This window comes from Actinomadura madurae, from assembly GCF_047130825.1.
Classification (GTDB): Bacteria; Actinomycetota; Actinomycetes; order Streptosporangiales; family Streptosporangiaceae; genus Spirillospora; species Spirillospora madurae.
This window is the reverse complement of record NZ_CP083237.1, coordinates 1,696,494-1,712,665: the sequence shown is the minus strand read 5'-3', so window position 1 is coordinate 1,712,665 and position 16,172 is coordinate 1,696,494. Positions and strand designations below refer to the sequence as shown.

The 16,172-nt window shown below is 71.4% G+C and carries 18 protein-coding genes; 5 read left to right on the top strand and 13 right to left on the bottom strand.

Annotated features, from left to right (window positions below):
- Nucleotides 1-70: 70 nt before the first annotated feature.
- From K8Z49_RS08045 to K8Z49_RS08035, 3 genes are all read right to left on the bottom strand, one after another.
- On the bottom strand, nucleotides 71-409 hold the full coding sequence (locus K8Z49_RS08045) for a VOC family protein (RefSeq protein WP_412517917.1): 339 nt from the start codon (nucleotides 407-409) through the stop codon (nucleotides 71-73).
- 267 nt (nucleotides 410-676) lie between these two features.
- On the bottom strand, nucleotides 677-910 hold the full coding sequence (locus K8Z49_RS08040; RefSeq protein ID WP_075024734.1) for a hypothetical protein: 234 nt from the start codon (nucleotides 908-910) through the stop codon (nucleotides 677-679).
- A gap of 205 nt (nucleotides 911-1,115) precedes the next feature.
- Entirely contained in the window at nucleotides 1,116-1,523 is a 408-nt protein-coding gene (locus tag K8Z49_RS08035; protein ID WP_412517916.1) for a hypothetical protein, read from the bottom strand.
- 566 nt (nucleotides 1,524-2,089) lie between these two features.
- Between K8Z49_RS08035 and K8Z49_RS08030 the strand changes: the two genes are divergently transcribed.
- Both K8Z49_RS08030 and K8Z49_RS08025 read left to right on the top strand, forming a co-directional pair.
- Complete coding sequence (locus tag K8Z49_RS08030; protein ID WP_412517915.1) at nucleotides 2,090-2,917, top strand: helix-turn-helix domain-containing protein; 828 nt, start codon at nucleotides 2,090-2,092, stop codon at nucleotides 2,915-2,917.
- 20 nt (nucleotides 2,918-2,937) lie between these two features.
- On the top strand, nucleotides 2,938-3,273 hold the full coding sequence (locus K8Z49_RS08025; protein WP_412521015.1) for a DUF397 domain-containing protein: 336 nt from the start codon (nucleotides 2,938-2,940) through the stop codon (nucleotides 3,271-3,273).
- Between the two features lie 65 nt (nucleotides 3,274-3,338).
- Here the strand turns inward: K8Z49_RS08025 and K8Z49_RS08020 are convergent, their stop codons facing one another.
- The 5 genes from K8Z49_RS08020 to K8Z49_RS08000 all read right to left on the bottom strand — a co-directional run bounded on the left by K8Z49_RS08020 (nucleotide 3,339) and on the right by K8Z49_RS08000 (nucleotide 9,485).
- The gene (locus K8Z49_RS08020) at nucleotides 3,339-5,933 is read right to left on the bottom strand and encodes an FtsX-like permease family protein (protein WP_412517914.1); all 2,595 of its coding nucleotides are present in this window, start codon (nucleotides 5,931-5,933) and stop codon (nucleotides 3,339-3,341) included.
- A gap of 4 nt (nucleotides 5,934-5,937) precedes the next feature.
- Entirely contained in the window at nucleotides 5,938-6,651 is a 714-nt protein-coding gene (locus K8Z49_RS08015; RefSeq protein ID WP_412521013.1) for an ABC transporter ATP-binding protein, read from the bottom strand.
- Between the two features lie 265 nt (nucleotides 6,652-6,916).
- On the bottom strand, nucleotides 6,917-7,726 hold the full coding sequence (locus K8Z49_RS08010) for an SAM-dependent methyltransferase (RefSeq protein WP_021595944.1): 810 nt from the start codon (nucleotides 7,724-7,726) through the stop codon (nucleotides 6,917-6,919).
- Between the two features lie 197 nt (nucleotides 7,727-7,923).
- Nucleotides 7,924-8,742, bottom strand: a complete 819-nt coding sequence (locus K8Z49_RS08005) for a phosphatase PAP2 family protein (RefSeq protein WP_412517913.1) — start codon at nucleotides 8,740-8,742, stop codon at nucleotides 7,924-7,926.
- A 296-nt stretch (nucleotides 8,743-9,038) separates the two neighbouring features.
- On the bottom strand, nucleotides 9,039-9,485 hold the full coding sequence (locus tag K8Z49_RS08000; protein WP_412517912.1) for a MerR family transcriptional regulator: 447 nt from the start codon (nucleotides 9,483-9,485) through the stop codon (nucleotides 9,039-9,041).
- 25 nt (nucleotides 9,486-9,510) lie between these two features.
- On the opposite strand from K8Z49_RS08000, the gene K8Z49_RS07995 reads away from it, so the two are divergent.
- Nucleotides 9,511-10,983, top strand: coding sequence for a DHA2 family efflux MFS transporter permease subunit (locus tag K8Z49_RS07995; protein ID WP_412517911.1), 1,473 nt, complete (start codon nucleotides 9,511-9,513; stop codon nucleotides 10,981-10,983).
- Here the strand turns inward: K8Z49_RS07995 and K8Z49_RS07990 are convergent.
- Entirely contained in the window at nucleotides 10,961-11,293 is a 333-nt protein-coding gene (locus K8Z49_RS07990; RefSeq protein WP_021595948.1) for a YnfA family protein, read from the bottom strand. The genes K8Z49_RS07995 and K8Z49_RS07990 overlap by 23 nt on opposite strands.
- A gap of 98 nt (nucleotides 11,294-11,391) precedes the next feature.
- Here K8Z49_RS07990 and argG point away from each other — a divergent pair, with 98 nt between their 5' ends.
- On the top strand, nucleotides 11,392-12,840 hold the full coding sequence (gene argG, locus K8Z49_RS07985; protein ID WP_021595949.1) for an argininosuccinate synthase: 1,449 nt from the start codon (nucleotides 11,392-11,394) through the stop codon (nucleotides 12,838-12,840).
- A gap of 91 nt (nucleotides 12,841-12,931) precedes the next feature.
- On the opposite strand, the gene K8Z49_RS07980 is transcribed toward argG, so the two are convergent.
- The 3 genes from K8Z49_RS07980 to K8Z49_RS07970 form a co-directional block, all read right to left on the bottom strand.
- Complete coding sequence (locus tag K8Z49_RS07980; RefSeq protein WP_021595950.1) at nucleotides 12,932-13,285, bottom strand: hypothetical protein; 354 nt, start codon at nucleotides 13,283-13,285, stop codon at nucleotides 12,932-12,934.
- Nucleotides 13,282-13,815, bottom strand: a complete 534-nt coding sequence (locus tag K8Z49_RS07975; protein ID WP_021595951.1) for a DUF6232 family protein — start codon at nucleotides 13,813-13,815, stop codon at nucleotides 13,282-13,284. The genes K8Z49_RS07980 and K8Z49_RS07975 overlap by 4 nt, the downstream gene beginning before the upstream one ends.
- A 182-nt stretch (nucleotides 13,816-13,997) precedes the next feature.
- Nucleotides 13,998-14,558, bottom strand: a complete 561-nt coding sequence (locus K8Z49_RS07970; RefSeq protein ID WP_412517910.1) for a hypothetical protein — start codon at nucleotides 14,556-14,558, stop codon at nucleotides 13,998-14,000.
- Between the two features lie 120 nt (nucleotides 14,559-14,678).
- Here K8Z49_RS07970 and K8Z49_RS07965 point away from each other — a divergent pair, with 120 nt between their 5' ends.
- Nucleotides 14,679-15,530: a universal stress protein gene (locus tag K8Z49_RS07965; protein WP_021595953.1), complete on the top strand. Its 852-nt coding sequence runs from the start codon at nucleotides 14,679-14,681 to the stop codon at nucleotides 15,528-15,530.
- Nucleotides 15,531-15,534: 4 nt separating this feature from the next.
- Here K8Z49_RS07965 and K8Z49_RS07960 read toward each other — a convergent pair whose 3' ends face one another.
- The gene (locus K8Z49_RS07960) at nucleotides 15,535-16,125 is read right to left on the bottom strand and encodes a TetR/AcrR family transcriptional regulator (protein ID WP_021595954.1); all 591 of its coding nucleotides are present in this window, start codon (nucleotides 16,123-16,125) and stop codon (nucleotides 15,535-15,537) included.
- Nucleotides 16,126-16,172: the final 47 nt, after the last annotated feature.

Sequence of the window (16,172 nt, the reverse complement as noted above, 5' to 3'; positions counted from 1 at the left end):
CGGCTGAACCGTGCGCTCACGCCTGAGCGCCACGGGGCCTGACCGGGGGCACCCGTCAACGCCGGGGATGTCAGGAAGACGTCAGGCAGAAGGGGTGGCCGGCCGGATCCAGGAGTACCCGCCAGCGTCCGTCGCCGGGCTGATGGGCAGGTTTGGCCGCACCGAGTTCCAGTGCCACCTCTTCCATCGCATCGAGGTCGTCAGCGCGGAAATCCAGGTGGAGCTGTTGCGGCACGTCCTGACCCGGCCACTGCGGAGCCCGGTATTCGTCGACCCTCTGGAATCCCAGATCACAGCCGGAGCCGTCGGTCAGAGCGACGAACTCGTCGCTACTGAAGAGCTCGCGCATCCCGGTCAACGCACCGTAGAAGCCCGCCAGCACCTGCGGGTCGGCACAGTCCAAAGTCACCCCTCGCAGTACAGCGCCTGGCACCATTTGCCCCTTCGTGTCCGCGCGTCTGTCTCCGTGAGCCGCCGCTGCACGCGATCACCGGCCACCAGCCACACCATACCCACCACATCCCCCGCCGAAGTAGCGGTTTACCCCTGCCTCAAAGCAACGGGTGACTGTGACCGGCGCTTCGATACACGCCCTATTGCGCGCCTTCAGCTTCATCAACCTGCTGACCACGTGGTCGCGGAATTGTGATTCGAGGTCGGCCATCGGACACTTCGCCTAGGGCGGCTCCTCCGCGCCGAGCTCGTATCGTGCGAAAGCGACGAGGTCATCGTCGCAGACCGCCCAGCGATCGCCCCGCCACACCACCGACCAGCGGGCCTCGATGTTGTGATCCGCCCAGTTGCACTTTCCCTGGCGCCCCGCGCTGCCCGAGGCGTGAAGCTCGGGATCGTATGGCATCACCATGAGCACGCCGCCATCCGGCCACCGAACCCGCTCGTACCACGCCATGAAGTTCCCCCTTATGCGGCGGCGCCCTGTGCCGGAAAGGAGCCTCAGCGTAAACCTGGTCGAGTAGGTCGCCGTTCAGTCAGCTGGATTTGTCCACATCCGGCGACCGCCCGTCCGATATGGGTATCCGTCTCCGCACTCAACGGGTGAAGCCGCGCGGCGGGAGGGACGGGAGTGGCCTTCCGCCGCGCGGCGGCTTGGGGCGTCAGCGGGTCGCGCGGGCGTGGAGGATGGCCTCGGTGAGGGCTGCCGGGGTGGGGGCGTTGAGGAGTCTCCATTGCGTCCCGGAGGGGAGGAGTGCCCACCATTCCTTGGTGTGGGTGCCCCACCAGGAGATGACGCCGAAGCGTGCGTGGAGCTCGGCGATCGTCCGGGCGCGGATCGGGTCCGGGTCGGACGGGGGAGTGGGGAGTCCGGTCTCGCTCGTTTGCCGCTGGTGGGTCCGGGCGGCTAGTGCGGCCGTCACGAAGGGGAGGAGGATCCGGGTGATCCGCTCGGCTGCGCGGGCCGGCTTGGTGTGCGGGGCCAGGTTCTCGCCCGTGCTCGATCGGTACCACCACACGTCGGGAGTTGTTCCGGGGACGAGCGTGATGCTCTCCCCGAAATCCGGCACGGCCGGATCGAAGACGCGCAGCAGCGGGTGCGGACCGTCGTAGCGCGGGACGGCCTTCCAGCCTTGCCGGATGATTTCATGCGCAAGTTGGTCAAGGTAGACCGTAGTACAGGAAATTGGGGCGCCGGCGTTCAGTTTCTTCGGTTCTACCCATCCCATTACCAGCGCACCCACTTACTTGGTTCGCGCGTAGTGCGATTGGTCGCGCGACCCTGTTCGATGGTTAGCGCCTTACGGAGTTCCTCTGCGGTGTTGCGTACAACGGTCGGATCCACACCGGCCTTTGGGTCGTGCAGAGTGGCGACCCAGTCTCCCAGCCTTCCGTCGTGGCGTGTCGCGCGCCAGATCCGGTGACCCCGGAAGTCCTCCCGGAGCCGATCCAGCGCCTGGTCAGCGGCGTTGCAGGGCGTATTCATGATCGGTTCGAACTTTCAGTGCGATTTCTCTCCGTTACCGCTCCACATCTTCCTGTGATCGCGTTATCTTCTGGAAGAGCAAGAAGCCCGGAGAGAGAAACACCCCCGCGTGCGGTTCGAAATCCGCACCGCTTTCGAATGGAGGCCCCCATGCCCCGTCGCCCCGCTGACCCAGGCGTCCCGTCCTCGCCTACCGAGTACTTCGGCACGGAACTTCGGGCTTATCGCGAAGCGTCCCAGTTGTCCCGGCCCCAGTTCGCTGAAAGGCTAGGATTTACGCCGCAGTGGATCGGACAGGTCGAATCGGGCAATTCGGCACCGTCCGACGACTTCGCGAGGGCGTGCGACACCTACTTCGAGACGAACGGGACCTTCTACCGCCTCTGGGAGTGGATCCGAGACTTCGGACGCCTCGCCGTCCTGCCCCCAGGCTTCCCCGACTTCATCGCGCGGGAGCAAGAGGCCGTAGGGATGCATGTCTTCGAGAACATGGTCGTCACGGGACTGTTTCAGACCCCGGAGTACGCATACGAAGTGATCAAATCAGACAAGGCGTCCGAAACGGCGGAGCGGCTCGTTGCAACTCGGATCGAGCGTCAGTTGATTCTGGCTCAGAAGGTCCCACCGAACATCGTAGCGATCTTCGACGAGGGTGCTGTCCGTCGACCCATCGGAAGCCGTCAGGTCATGAGAGGACAGATTGAGCATTTAATCGCCCTGACGGACGAGCATCACGTCACCCTACAGATCGTTCCCGCCTCCAAGGGGGCGTACGCCGGGCTGCCAGGACCATTCACGATCATGAGTTTCCGGGAGGATGCGGACATCGTGAGCGTTGGGAGCCACGTGGGAGTACAACTCGTCGATCACCTCGATGCTGTCCGGAAGTATGGGGTACGTTTCGATTTGATCAGGGGTGCGGCGATGTCCGCAGATGACTCCCTGAACGTGCTCCATACGATCTTGGAGGGCCTGTGAACACGCAAGGCGTGTCCGCGATGGAGTGGCGCAAGAGCCGACACGGTGGCAGCACTGGTGGGCAGTGTGTCGAGATTGCCTGGGTGCCAGCACGCTGGCGTAAGAGCAGTCATAGCGATGACACCGGAGCCCAATGTGTGGAGGTCGCGCCGATGGTGCCTGCGCCCGAGTCGAACTGGCGGAAGAGCAGCCAGAGCGACAACACCGGCGGGCAGTGCGTGGAGGTGGCGGACTGGAGGGCGGCGGTGGCGGTGCGGGACTCTAAGGACCCGGATGGGCCGAAGCTGGTGTTCGGGCCGTCCGCGTGGCAGGCGTTCGCGGTCCGGGTGAAGAGCGGCAGCCTCGACCTGGGCTGATCCCGGCGAGGCAGGCCCCCGGCCCGATCGACGTCCACGGGCCGGGGGTTTCGTGTGTCGGGGGTTCACTCCGCCTTGGCGGCCTCTAGAACAGGGACGGCCGCGGCGCGGCGGGCGGGCAGTGACGAGGTCGCCAAGGCCGCCACCGCGGCGCCCGCCGCTACGGCCGGGAACAGCCACCACGGCGGGTCCGGGCGCAGGAACGAGCTGCCGGTCGTCACGTGCAGCAGTGCCAGGGTTCCCATCGCGATCCCGAGGCCGAGGAGCGTGCCGAGGACGACCACGGTGGCCGCCTCCCAGCGGACGATCGAGCGGATCTGCCTCGCGGTGGCGCCCACGGCGCCGAGCAGCCCGAACTCGCGGGTGCGTTCGGCGACGCTCATCGACACCGTGGTCGCCATCCCGAACAGCGACAGCAGCAGCGCCATGCCGATGAAGGTGTACGTGGCCCGCAGCGCCCGGGTGAGCGAGTCCGACGCCGCGTCCACGTAGGCGTCGCGGTCGAGGACCCGCACGCCGGGCGCCCCGGCCACGGCCCGGGCCAGGTCCCGCTGGGAGCCGCCTCGCACCAGGACCGCCTGGGTCGCGGCGTTGACGTCGAGCCGGTCCATCGTGGCGGGCGCCACGAGCGCCTGCTCGGCGAACAGGTGGGACGGGTCGTGGTACGCGTCCGCCACGGTGAGCGTCACCCGGCCCTGGGCGCCCCGCACGACGATCTGCTGCCCGCGCCGCAGGCCCCGCTCCTTCAGGACGGTCGACGACAGCGCGATCTGCCCAGTGCGCAGGGCGGGCGGCCGACCGCCCAGCCGCAGGACGTCCCGCAGCCCGATCTGCTCGGCGCCGGTGACGAGGAACCGGAACGGCTCGGGTTCCTCCTCCGGATCGGCACGGTCCGGAGACACCAGCGTGACCTCGGTCCGGGTGAGGGCGGTCGCCCGCGACACCCCAGGCGTGCCCGCCACCAGGTCCGCCACGTCCCGGGCCACCGGCGCGGGCGCGCCCTCGGCGGTCCGGGCGGTCGCGGTGATCGCGTGGTCGGCGGCCATGACCTGCCGTCCCGTCTCCCGGAACCGGTCGTTCACCGACAGCGTCACCAGCGCCACCGAGGCGACCAGCGCGACGCCCAGCATCAGCGACGAGGCGGCCGAGGACACCCGGCGCGGGCTGCGGGTGATGGTCGCGTGCGCCAGCCGGCCGGTCTCCCCGCCGACCAGCGTCCCGACGCGGCCCACGAACCCGCCGAGCGGCCCGACGAAGAACGGGGTGAGGACGGCCAGCCCCGTCACGGCCAGCATCGCACCGAAAACGATCATGAGTGAGACCCCGAAGGTGCGGTCCTGGCCCGGGGGGTCGCTCGCTCGGACCGCTACCCCGACCGCGCACCAGAAGCCCGCTCCGGCGAAGATCACGAGGGCGCCCAGGACTCGCGGCCAGCGGCGCTCCCGGGATTCGGCGACGGTGCTGCGCAGCGCCTGGACGGGCGAGATGCCCGCGGCGCGGCGCGCCGCCCGCCAGGCGGCCAGCTGCGTGACCAGGACTCCGGCCGCGGCCGGGAGGCCCAGCGAGACCCAGTCGACCCGGGGGGCGGCGGCGGAGACGTCGAAGCCGTCCCGTGCGAACAGCCGGATGATCAGCCCGGACAGCGGCCCGCCCGCGGCCGTCCCGCCCACCGCGGCGATCGCGCCCAGCACCAGCGCCTCCAGGCGGATCAGCCGCTTGATCTGCCGCGGAGTGGCGCCGATCGCCCCGAGGAGCGCGAGCCGCCGGGTCCGCTGCCGCACCAGCGTGCCGAACGTGTTGGCCACCACGAACAGGCCGACGAAGATCGCCACTGAGGAGAGCATGCCGATGACGCCGGCGACCGAGGCGCCCTCGCCCGCCGCCGCGGACGTCTGCGCGTCCCGCACCGACGCCGCGGTCCGGACGGTGGCCGCGCCGCCCAGGTCCCGGGCCAGCTCGCCGCGCAGCCGGTCGGCGGGCACGCCCGGGGCGGCCTTCACCCAGACGCTCTGCCAGGTGCCCGCGGGCAGCATGGCGGCACGGCGGACGGTCTCGGGCGGCGCGAGCACCAGGTTCCCCAAGGCCACGGCGTCGCGGCCCTGCACGCTGACCACCCCGGAGACCCGCACCCGGCGCGTCTGGCGGGGCAGTGTCAGCGTCAGTGTGTCGCCGACGCGCACGTTCCCGGCACGCGACATGTACTGGACGACCGCCACCTCACCGTCCGCCGCGGGCGCGCGCCCGGCCTCCAGCCGGTAGGGGTTCAGCCGCGGGTCGGACACCCAGGGGCGCAGCAGCGTCCGGCCCTCGGCCGACGCCGTGACCGCCCGCCCGTCGGCGCGCGCGGCCGTGACCTCCACCGCGGCGTCCCCCGCGGCCGCCGCGACCCCGGGCCGGGACGCGACCCGGTCCAGGCGGATCCGGCCGTCGGGCACCGCGGCCGGGTCGCCGGGCTCCACCGTCCCGCCCTGGACGAGCACGTCCGCGCGGAAGTACTCGCTCGCGTCGCTGCCCGCCACCGCGTCCTGCGCGCGCAGCGCGAACTGGAGCGAGCCCGCGATGAGCGCGATGGAGCCCAGCGCCGCGAGAAGGGTGGCGGTGAGCCGGGGCCAGCCCTCGGCGAAGGAGCGGCGCGCGATGAGCCACAAGGGGTTCCCCACGGTGTCAGCCCTCCATCCGGCGCATGCGGGCATGGACGGCGTCGATGGTGGGCGCCGCCAGCTCGTCGACGATCGTCCCGTCGGCGAGGAACAGCACCCGGTCGGCGTGCGCGGCGGCGCCGGGGTCGTGCGTCACCATGATCACGGTCTGCCGGTAGGCGTCGACGGCGCGGCGCAGGAATCCCAGTACCTCGGCGCCGGAGCGGGAGTCGAGGTTGCCGGTCGGCTCGTCGGCGAACAGCACCTCGGGCCGGGTCAGCAGCGCGCGTGCCACCGCGACCCGCTGCTGCTGGCCGCCCGACAGCTCGCTGGGGCGGTGCGACAGCCGCTCGCGCAGGCCGAGGGCGTCCACGATGGTGTCGAACCAGGCCCGGTCGGCGCGGCGGTTCCCGAGCCGGCCGGTCAGCCGGATGTTCTCCTCCGCCGTCAGCATCGGCAGCAGGTTGAACGACTGGAACACGAACCCGAGCCGGTCGCGGCGCAGCTCGGTGAGCCTGGTCCGCGACAGGCGGGTGAGGTCGACCTCGCCGAGGGCGACGGTGCCGGAGGTCACCGTGTCCAGGCCGGCGAGGCAGTGCAGGAACGTCGACTTCCCGGAGCCGGACGGCCCCATGATCGCGGTGAACTGCCCCCGGGGGAACGCGGCCGACACCCCGCGCAGCGCGGTCACCGCGCCGTCGCCGGCGCCGTAGGTCTTGACCACGTCGGCCGCGACCATGACCGGCTCGCCGGACCGGGGTCCGGCCGCCGGGGGAGCGGTCGCGGCGTGGTGGTGCGTGTGCGGCGCGGGGATCTCGGGTGCGCGCCGCGGGGTCGGGTCGGGCATGAACAGCTCTCCTGGTCGGTCTCGCACGGCCGCCCACCGTGTAATGGTCTCAATTGAGACAGTATCAGACGCTACTAAAACCAAGGCATGCCGACGCCCTGTCCGAACGCGTCCCTGTTCGGCGGGTGGGAGGTGCCTTTTCCGGTGGTGCGGCGGGTCAGACCACGCGGCCGACGCCGGCGAGGAAGCCGGGCTTGGAGAGGTCGGACGTGAGCGGCTCGGCGTCCGGCCGCCAGTCGGCCACCTGGACCAGGCCGGGCCCGACCAGCTCGGTGCCCTCGAAGAACGTCGCGACCTCGTCGATGCCGCGCGGGACGATGTCGCCCGCTCCCGTCCTGCCGTAGGCGGACCGGACCTGGTCCTCGACGTCCCGGGTGATCGCGCCCCGGTGGCCGTGCGAGATGGCCAGGTAGCTGCCGGGGGCCAGCGGCGCGCGGAGCCTCGCCACGATGTCGGCCGGACGGTCGTCGTCCAGGACGAAATGCAGGATGGCCAGCATCAGCAGGCCCACCGGCCGGCCGAAGTCGATCCGTTCCTTGATCACGGGGTGGTCGAGGATGCCGTCGGGTTCGCGCAGGTCGCCTTGGATGACCGTGGTGTGCGGATTGTCGGTCAGCAGCGCGCGGGCGTGCGTGAGGACGATCGGGTCGTTGTCGACGTAGACGACCCGGGAGCCGGGTGCGGCGCGCTGGGCCACCTCGTGCACGTTCTCCTGCGTCGGCAGCCCCGAGCCGATGTCGATGAACTGCCGGACGCCGTCCGCGGCCATCATCGTGACGGCTCGGGACAGCAGCCCGCGGTTGGCGCGGGTGAACTCCAGGACGTTCGGCATGGCCGCCACCACCTGGTCGGCGGCCCTGCGGTCGGCGGCGAAGTTGTCCTTCCCGCCGAGGTAGTAGTCGTACATCCGGGCCACGCTGGGCGTGTCGGGGTCGATCACCCATTCCGGATGGTGTTCACCGCTCACGGACGAACCTCCCCTGCGCGAATGATCGCCCGATTCTAGGGCGAAACCCGGTGGTTTTCCGGACATTGCAGAGGGAGTCGGGACGGTTTTATCGCGCGGCGGGACGACCGGCCGTTCATCCTCGGCGATCGGCACACCCGCGGGCGGACGTGAGGCGCCGCCGATCTGCGCGGCGGGCCCACGTGACGGGCAGCCGTTCAAGGGGAGCTCTGGCCGCCGCTTCCCGCCGCTTCGGCCTCGGTGAGGTCCTCGACGTCCGGTACGCGCGAAGCCCCGTCCCCGGCGGAGCCGGCGTCCGGTCCCGGGACGGGCCGCTTGCGGCGGATCAGCTGGCCACCGGCGTACAGCGTCCCGTTGCCCGCCCAGATCAGTCCGGTCGCCGACAGCGCCGCCATGGCCACCGCCGCCCCGGCCACGACGTCGAGGACATAGTGGTTGGCGGTCAGGACCACGACGACGGCCGTGGTGATCGGATGCAGGACGGCGACCCATCGCACGCGGAAAGGCCGCAGCAGCGTCAGGCCCACCATCGCGACCCACACGGCCCATGCCAGGTGCAGGGACGGCATGGCCGCGTACTGGTCGGCGGGCAGCGGAGGGCTGTGGGTGGTGCCGAACCCGGCATGGGCCACCGAGTCGACGAACCCCTCGTCCGGAAGCAGGCGCGGCGGCATCACCGGCAAGGCGAAGAACACCGCCAGCCCGACCAGGTTGATCAGGACGAGGGCGTTGCGCGCGGGCCTGTAGACACCCGGTCCGGTGAGGTAGCAGAGCAGCAGGACCCACATGGTGAGACCGGTGTGCATGTGCTGGTAGATCCAGACGGTCACCTGCGACAGATCATGATGCCGCGTCAGCCACAGGTTGGCGCGAAGTTCGAAGTCCAGGCCGAGGTGGCCTTCCATGTGCAGGATGCCGCGACCGTGGGCGAGCGCTGCGTCATACCGGGTGTGGGCCTGCTTCCGGACGTGGCCGTAGACCTCGACCAGCACGTAGACGATCACCAACTCGCCCACCAGCCATGGCCGCTTGCGGCGCGGTCGACGGACGTCGCTGTCACAACCGGTGCGTCGCCCCTCGGGGGGCATGATCGAGGCGCGGACGGTTCAGCCTTCTCTCTTTCCGAACGTCCCGGCGGGGGACGTGTACGAGCCGCCTCAACCGCTGACCGTATACGCGGTGAGCCCGCCGGTGTGCACCGGGGGTGGATCATGCCTCAAGCGCCCCGTGCCGCCAGTGGCGGCACCCTCGACCCCGGTGGAACCGTCGTCTCCCGTGCCGGCGGTGAAGTCGCTGGTGAGCGGGGGCGGAGTTACGCGCCGGTGCCGGTCTCGCGGGTGGGGGCCCAGAGGCGGTCGGCGTCCCCGGCTTCGAGGCGGCCCCGGTAAACGTCGATCTTGTGGTCGATGAGCTTGAGGTTCTCCTCGACCTCGGCGAGCTTCGCGGTCACGTCGGCGCGGTGGGACTCCAGCAGGGCGAGCCGCTCCTCCTCGTTGCCGCGTCCCGCGGAGACGAGCTCGGCGTAGCGGCGGATGCTCTTGACGGGCATCCCGGTGGCGCGCAGCCTCGTGCAGATCTTGATCCAGTCGAGGTCGAGCCGGTGGTAGCGGCGCCGTCCGGTGGCCGTGCGGTCGATCGGGGTGACGACCAGCCCCGCGCGCTCGTAATAGCGCAGCGTGTGCACGCTGACCCCGGTGCGCCGGGCCGCCTCCGCGATCGTCACGCCCGCCTCGGCCACCGGCTTGTTGACTTCGAGCACACTCTAAATTCTAGCGTCCGGTGCCATGAGTGACCCAACGCTCCCGGTGCCCGCGGCGCGGCGCCGCCTGGTGCTCGCCATCTGCTGCGCCAGCGTGTTCGTCGTCGTCATGGACATCTCCATCGTCAACGTCGCGCTGCCGGCGATCCGCCATGACCTGCGCACCTCCGTGTCCGGCCTGCAATGGACGGTCGACGCGTACACCCTGGTGCTGTCGGGTTTCCTCGTCCTGGCCGGATCCACCGCCGACCGGGCCGGGCGCCGGCGCGTCTTCCAGATCGGCCTCGCCGCGTTCGGCCTCGGCTCGCTGCTGTGCGGGCTGGCGCCGGGGATCGGCTGGCTGATCGGCGCGCGTGCCCTCCAGGTCGCCGGCGGGACGATGCTCAACCCGGTCGCGATGGCGATCGTCGCGAACACCTTCCCGGAACCGGGGGAGCGGGCGCGGGCCATCGGCGTCCTCGGGTCGGTGACCGGCCTGTCGCTGGCGCTGGGCCCGATCCTCGGCGGCGGGCTCGTCGACGGCCTCGGCTGGCGCTCCATCTTCTGGGTCAACGTGCCGGTCGCGGCCGCCGCGCTCGTGTGCACCGCGCTGTTCGTGCCGGAGTCCCGCGCCCCGAGAGCGCGCCGGTTCGATCCGGTGGGGCAGGCCCTGGTGGTCCTGGTCCTGGGAAGCGGCGTCTACGCGATCATCGAGTCCCGGACGCTGGGCTGGACGTCCCCGATCATCCTCGGCCTGCTCGCCGTCGCCGCGTCCGGGATCCTGGGCCTCCTCGCGTACGAGCCCCGCCGCGCCGACCCGCTGCTGGAACTGCGCCTGTTCCGCAGCGTGCCGTTCAGCTCGGCGATCCTGATGGCGCTCGGCGGCCTCTGCGGTTTCAGCGCGTTCCTGTTCGTCACCACCCAGTACCTCCAGGACGTGCGCGGCATGCCCGCGCTCGCGGCCGGGCTGTGCCTGCTCCCCGTGGGGGCACTGGTCGTGGTGCTGTCCCCGGCCACCGGCCGGATGATCGGCGCCCGCGGCCCCCGCCTGCCATTGATGATCGCCGGAACGGCCCTGGCACTGGGCGGCGGCGCGTCCCTCTGGCTCGGCCCGGACACGCCGCTCCCGGCCGTCCTCGCGATCTACCTGCTGTTCGGCGTCTTCCTGGCCACCGTCAATCCGCCGATCACCAACACGGCCGTGTCCGGCATGCCGCGCTCCATGGCCGGGGTCGCGGCCTCGCTGGCCTCCGCCGGACGGCAGACCGGCACCACCCTGGGCGTCGCCCTCGCGGGGACGCTCGTCGGCTCGTCCCCGGCCCACGGCGGGGCGTCCTTCACCGACGCGGAACACGCCGTGTGGTGGCTGGTGCTCGCCCTCGGCGCGGGCATCGTGCTGCTGGCGCTCCTCAGCACCGGCCGCCGGGCCCTCGCCACCGCCGACCGCGCGGCGTCCCTGTTCGAGGACGCCGACCGCGCGGCGCCGGGACCGGGAGTCACGAGCGGGGCGCGTACATGATGGTCAGGACGCCGAGAAGGCAGATGGCGGCCCCGGCGACGTCCCAGCGGTCGGGGCGGAACCCGTCCATGACGACGGCCCAGCCGAGGGAGCCGGCCACGAACACGCCGCCGTACGCGGCCAGCACCCGTCCGAAGTGGGCGTCCGGCTGGAGCGAGGCGGCGAACCCGTACAGGCCGAGGGCGACGAGGCCCGCGCCGATCCACCAGCCGCCCCGGTGCTCGCGGACGCCCTGCCAGATCATCCAGGCCCCGCCGATCTCGGCGAGTGCCGCGAGCACGAACAGGACCAGGGACCGGACGACCGTCATGCCCCGAACCGTACCGGCCGCCCGGCGGTGACCAGCGTGGCCGTCGTCACGGCCGGGAGGCTTTGCATGTTCATGCAGGAGGGTGCATACTTCTACTCATGTCGAAAGTGCTGACCTCCCTGCCCGTCGGCGAGCGCGTCGGGATCGCCTTCTCCGGCGGCCTCGACACGTCGGTGGCGGTCGCGTGGATGCGCGACAAGGGCGCCGTGCCGTGCGCCTACACCGCCGACATCGGGCAGTACGACGAGCCCGACATCGCCTCGGTGCCCGGACGCGCCGCCACCTACGGGGCGGAGGTCGCGCGCCTGGTCGACTGCCGGGCCGCCCTCGTCGAGGAGGGGCTCGCGGCGCTGGCGTGCGGCGCGTTCCACATCCGGTCCGCCGGGCGCAGCTACTTCAACACCACGCCCCTCGGGCGTGCGGTCACCGGCACGCTGCTGGTCCGCGCGATGCTGGAGGACGACGTCCAGATCTGGGGCGACGGGTCCACCTTCAAGGGCAACGACATCGAGCGGTTCTACCGCTACGGGCTCCTCGCCAACCCGGCCCTGCAGGTCTACAAGCCGTGGCTGGACGCCGACTTCGTCACCGAGCTCGGCGGCCGGACGGAGATGTCGGAGTGGCTGCTCGCCCACGGCCTGCCCTACCGCGACAGCACGGAGAAGGCCTACTCCACCGACGCGAACATCTGGGGCGCGACCCACGAGGCCAAGGCGCTGGAGCACCTCGACGCCGGCATCGAGATCGTCGAGCCGATCATGGGCGTGCGGTTCTGGGACCCGGCCGTGGAGATCGCCGCCGAGGACGTCACGATCGGCTTCGAGCAGGGCCGCCCGGTCACGATCAACGGCAAGGAGTTCGGGACCGCGGTCGACCTGGTGCTGGAGGCCAACGCCATCGGCGGCCGGCACGGCATGGGCATGTCCGACCAGATCGAGAACCGCGTCATCGAGGCCAAGAGCCGCGGCATCTACGAGGCGCCCGGCATGGCGCTGCTGCACGCGGCCTACGAGCGGCTCGTCAACGCGATCCACAACGAGGACACCCTCGCCACCTACCACGCCGAGGGGCGGCGGCTGGGCCGGCTCATGTACGAGGGCCGCTGGCTCGACCCGCAGGCCCTCATGCTCCGCGAGTCGCTGCAGCGCTGGGTCGGGACGGCCGTCACCGGCGAGGTGACGCTGCGGCTGCGCCGGGGCGAGGACTACTCCATCCTCGACACGTCCGGGCCCGCGTTCAGCTACCACCCGGACAAGCTGTCCATGGAGCGGACCGAGGACTCCGCGTTCGGCCCCGTCGACCGGATCGGCCAGCTGACCATGCGCAACCTCGACATCGCCGACTCCCGCGCCAAGCTGGAGCAGTACGCCGGGCTCGGCATGGTCGGCAGCTCGCACCCGGCCCTGATCGGTGCGGCGCAGGCCGCGTCCACCGGCCTCATCGGCGCGATGGACGCGGGCGGCGCCCAGGCGATCGCCTCCCGCGGCCAGGACTCCGGCGACGCCGAGGTCCTCGACCGCGCCGCCATGGAGTCCGGCACCGACTGAGGAATGTCGTGCGCCGCCCGCTCCGGACCGGCAGCGGGCGGCGCACCGCGCCCGGGGGACGCAGCGGTCTCTGACCCCCCGGTCGCGAGCCCTACCCCGGGAGATGGACGAGGGTGTCGACGACGGTGGCGGCGGCCTGGTCGTGCACCGACTCCAGCATCCGCTGACCCGTCGCCCGCGTGACGGGGCCGAGAAGGGCCCGGAACCGCCCGCCCCGGCGTGCCGTCTCGGCGCGGACGGCGTCCTCGTCGACGATCTCGCCGTCCTCGTCGACCGCCCCGTTCTCCTTGAGGTGCTCCAGGAGGTCCTTCAGCGCACCGACGGCCTCGCGGAGATCGTCGGGACTGCCCACCACCTTGCCGACGGCCACTCCGCCGTGCTGCGCCCGCATGTTGATGATGTCGCCCTGCCGCGTGTAGTTGACGGGCCTTTCGTCGCTGTTCACGCCTTCGCCCCGACCAGTTTCCCGATAAGCGAACTGGAGTCATTGGCGACCTGGTTGATCTGGTCGCCCTCGATGGTGATGTTGATCGTCTCCCGCCGGGCGTGCGTCGGATCCTCGATCGCGGCGACGATGAGATGGAACAGTTTGTGCGCCGTTCCTTCGTCATTGGTGGTGAAGATCCCGATGGGCGTCCCGGTCGTCTGCACGACCACCGCGTGGCGCGGTTCGTTGGTGTAGATGCGCCATAGCTGGTAGAGGATCCGGCCGGCCAGGAAGGCCGTGGCCAGGAACACGAGCCCCGCCCACATGCCGCCGCCCGCCGCCGCTGCCACCAGCATGGCGACCAGGCCGAAGACCCCCACGACGGCCAGCCGCCTGCGCAACGTCGCCGGCTCGGCGTAGTCGAGCTGCGTCGTCCATTCCTGCTCCTGGACCCGGACGATGTTCCGGATCTGGTAGACCTGCTCATTGCCGAACCACAGCGCATTCTGCCGCACCTCGACGATGCTCGCCGTGCGCGCCTCGCTCATTGCCGACCCCCGTCGAAAGAATGGATCTTGCAGATCCTTTGTCCCCGTGAGAAACAGTTATATAGGAAACCGGCGAGTAATCGAGGGCTTTGTCCAGAGTGGGACATGCGTGGTTTCCCGGATGTGACAACGGCCGGGCGCGCGGTATTAAGCAGAATGGGCGCGATGGAACGCGGGGAGTTTCAGGTGGCCTTGCGGCGGGCCAGGGCGCTCCAGCTCTCGTCCCAGAGGAGGTAGCGGCGGCGGTCGCATCCGCGCCGGACGAGGAGGTACAGGGAGAGCAGCGGGAGACCGACCGCGACGAGCGCCATGGCCGCGGCGACGGCCGTGGTGGTGACCGTGGTGGCGTGGGTCTGGGGGCGGCGGATCGGGTTGCCCTCGGCGTCCACCCAGATGCGGTGCCCCATGCCGGGCCGGACGGACTTGTCCGCCGGGACGACGGTGGTCCGCGGGACGCCCTCCGGGGACGTCCACGCCAGCTCGGCGTAGGTGTGGCGCACGCCCGCGCCGCCGCCGGGCGCGGTGTGGATGATCTGCGCGGTGACGCGGCGGAGATGGTGGTGCTCGGCCCGGACCCCGCTCTGGTAGGCGTCGGCGGCCAGGCTCGCCGACACGGGCGGGGCGAGGACGACGAACAGGGCCGCCGTCGCCGCGCCGGCCGCCCGCTGGCGGCGGTCCACGGTGCGTCGCAGCTCGTTGCGGTCGAAGCCGAACCGGCGCCGGACCCGTCCCAACCTTCTCATCGCCTCCTCCTTCCCCGTGACAGTAATGGCTCGGGAAAGTGGTCACGCACACGGCCAGGGACCAACGCCTCTTCTGGTCCGCGCGAAGTGCGCGCAGACTGGCGGGAGGAGGGCAGGCACATGGAGCGCTTAGAGAGGAACCAGGGGACGCACGTCCTTTTCGGTTATGACGGGACGGCGGAGAACGACGCGGCGCTGCGCTGGGCGGTCGAGGAGGCGCGGCTGCGCGGGCTGGAGCTGATCCTGTGCCACTGCTGGCACTGGCCTTACCCCGAAGGGCACACCGACCCGCACGGCGAGGCGGTCATGAAGCGGGCGGGGCAGAACCTGCTGGAGCAGGGCGTGCAGAGGGCGAAGGAGCTGGGCGCGCCCGGGACGGTGCACACGCTCCTCATGCGGGGCCCGGTGCCGAGGGCGCTGCTGCAGGCGTCCGGCCGGGCCGACGTGGTGGTGATCGGGGCGCGCGAGCGGCTGGACGAGGGCGCGACGGCGCTGGAGCTGCCCGCGCGCGCCGACCGGCCGGTGATCGTCGTCCGGGACGGGACGGGCCCGCGCCGGGTGGTCGCGGGCGCCGACGGGTCGGCGTGGTGCGATGCGGCACTGGGGTTCGCCATGGGCGAGGCGGCCATGCGCGACTGGGACGTGCACGTCGTCTACGGGTGCTGGGAACCCGCGGCGGTCGACGAGTACGAGCTGTCGCTGTTCACCGACAGGGAGCTGCTGGAGAAGACCCGCGCGGCCGAGCTGGAGGAGGCCGTGGGGCCGTGGCGGGAACGGTACCCGAAGCTCGACATCGAGGTCTCGTTGCTCCTGGAGCGGCCCGCCGAGGCGCTGCGGAGCGCGGCCGGCGACGCCGGGCTGCTGGTGCTGGGCGACCGGGCCGCGGCCACCGGCGGGCTGGGCTCGACCAGCTCGCGGATGCTCAGGGACGCCCGCTGCGCGGTGGCGATCGTGCCGTCCTGCCCGCGCTGACGGGTCAGGGGTCGGCGACGAGGGCCTCGGTCGCGTGCAGGGCGGGACCGGCGGGCAGGTCCGGGTCGAGGATCAGCTGCAGCATCAGGCCGTCCAGCATGGCGGTGAAGAGCATGGCGGTGCCCTCGCGGCGCTCGGCGGGCCAGGCCGGGCACAGCTGCTCCAGGCGGGCCGCGATCCGGCCGCGGACGGCCCGCGACCAGTCCCGCCGCTCGGCGCCCATCCGCGGGTCGCGCAGCGCCCGGACGAGCAGCTCCGCGGCGAGCCGGAGGTTGCGCTCCCCGGCGATCATGCGCGGGACGAGGTCGCGCAGCGCCTTCAGCGCCGCCTCGGTGTCCGGCGCGTCGACCAGCGCGTCCACCACCGGATCGGTGATCATCTCGCTGGCCCGCTGCGCGACCGCGACGTGCAGGCCCGGCAGCCCGTTGAAGTAGTGGTGCAGCAGGCCCGGCCGGATGCGGGCCCGGTCCGCGACGGCCCGCGCCGTGATCGCGGGCCATCCGCCCTCGGCGAGCAGATCGAGGCCGATCCGCACGAGCTGGTCGCGGCGCGCCCGCCCGCGAGGAGTCGACGCGCGATGGTCCTCGGGGGTCATGCCGTTCAAGCTATCCCAACGCTTGCATGCTGCAAAGATCGCGAAGG